This window comes from Kitasatospora sp. A2-31 (assembly GCF_022288725.1).
GTDB lineage: Bacteria > Actinomycetota > Actinomycetes > Streptomycetales > Streptomycetaceae > Kitasatospora.
On sequence record NZ_JAKNTA010000109.1, the window covers coordinates 1 to 1,844 of the forward strand.

At 73.6% G+C, this 1,844-nt stretch carries 2 protein-coding genes; one reads left to right on the forward strand and one right to left on the reverse strand.

The window, feature by feature from the left end; translation table 11 throughout:
* Window positions 1-798: amidohydrolase family protein (locus MCM47_RS39935; RefSeq protein ID WP_238951747.1), on the reverse strand; the 798-nt coding region annotated here is incomplete at its 3' end.
* 239 nt (window positions 799-1,037) lie between these two features.
* Here MCM47_RS39935 and MCM47_RS39940 point away from each other — a divergent pair.
* On the forward strand, window positions 1,038-1,796 hold the full coding sequence (locus MCM47_RS39940; RefSeq protein WP_238950864.1) for a DeoR/GlpR family DNA-binding transcription regulator: 759 nt from the start codon (window positions 1,038-1,040) through the stop codon (window positions 1,794-1,796).
* Window positions 1,797-1,844: the final 48 nt, after the last annotated feature.

Below are 1,844 nucleotides of genomic sequence, written 5' to 3' on the forward strand. Positions count from 1 at the left end.
GACCCGCGCCGCCCCCGCCGTCCCGTACGCCAGGTCGAGCACCGACGGATGCAGGTGCACCCCGTCGTTGATCAGCTCCACCGTGACCCGCTCGTCCTCCAGCAACGCCACGATCGGACCCGGCGCCCGGTGCGCGATCCCCGGCATCGCGTTGAACAGGTGCGTCGCCACCGTCGCCCCCGCCTCCACCGCCTCCAGCGTCCGCCCGTAGTCCGCATCGGTGTGCCCCACCGCCGCCACCACCCCCAGCTCCGCCAGCATCCGCACCGACTCCAGCCCACCCGGCAGCTCCGGCGCCAGCGTCACCATCCGCGCCCGCCCCCGCGCCGCGTCTACCAGCTTGCGCACCAGAGCCGGATCCGGATCCCGCAGCAGATCCGGACGGTGCGCACCGCACCGGTTGTGCGAGATGAACGGCCCCTCGAAGTGGATCCCGGCCAGCACGCCGTCCTCCACCAGCTCCGACAGCACCGCCGCCTGCCGCGCCACCTCGTCGATCTCCCCGGTCACCGTGGAGGCCATCGTCGTCGTCGTCCCGTGCTCCAGGTGGGTGCGCGCCACCCGCAGCGCCTCCTCCGCGACCCCCGACGCGTACGACGCACCCCCACCGCCGTGCACGTGCAGGTCCACGAACCCCGGCACCACCGTGAACCCCGACAGGTCCAGGTCCCCCGGCGCCACCGCGCCGCCGACACCGGCCACCACCGCGCCCTCCACCACCAGACGGCCGTCCTCGACCACCCCGGACGGAAGGACCAGCCGGGCGCCGGACAGTGCAGTACGGTCCGCGACAGTCACGCGGCCACCCCCCTGGGCTCTGGACGGGCATCTGGACGGGCAGGCGTGCTTCCGCACCGTGGGCGCGTCCGATTGGTCAGGAACGAACGTCCGGAAGCAGGACTTCGGGGGCTTGGCTGAGTGAAGTTGCTTGAAGAGTTGCCATCATAGTCAGCTTCGAGCGGCAGGACAGCCCCTCGGGGGCCCGGAATCCGGTCGCAGCAGGCCTGAAAGGCCGGGCCCGGGGCTAGACTCGCGGCATGCTCAAAGCTGATCGATCCGCGCGGATACTCGCGCACGTCACCGAAGCGGGGAGCGCCGACGTGCACGCGCTCGCCGGGCTCCTGGGCGTCTCCACCGCGACCGTCCGCCGGGACCTCCAGGAGCTCCACGAGCAGGGGCTGTTGCACCGCACGCGCGGCGGCGCGGTGACCGGCCCGGTCAACCTCGAACTGCCGCTGCGCCACCGCAGCGAGAAGCAGCGCGAGGAGAAGCGCAGGATCGCCCAGGCCGCCGCCGAACTCGTGCCGGACGGTGCGGTGGTGGGCCTCAGCGGCGGAACCACCACCAGCGAGCTGGCCCGGGTGCTGGCCGAACGCGGCGGCATCACCGTGGTGACCAACGCGGTGAACGTCGCCGCGGACCTGATCGTCCGGCCCGAGGTGCGGCTGGTGGTGATCGGCGGCATCGCCCGCACCGCGAGCTACGAGCTGGTCGGCCCGGCCGCCGACCTGATGCTCTCCCGGTACCACCTCGACGTCGCGTTCATCGGGGTGGACGGCCTGACGGCCGAGGAGGGCTGCACCACGCACGACGAGATGGAGGCCCAGACCGACCGGGCGTTCCTGCGCAGCAGCGCCCGCGCCGTCGTCCTGGCCGACAGTACCAAGGCGGGCAGGGTCACCTTCGCGCGGATCTGTCCGCTCGCGGACGTCGACGACCTGGTGACGGACGCCGGCCTGACGGACGCCCAGGCGAAGGCGTTCGCCGCCTGCGGGGTGCGGGTCCGCCGCGCCTGACGGCGACGGCGCCGGGCGGGTGCGCCGGGGCGGGTGCGCCGGGGCGGG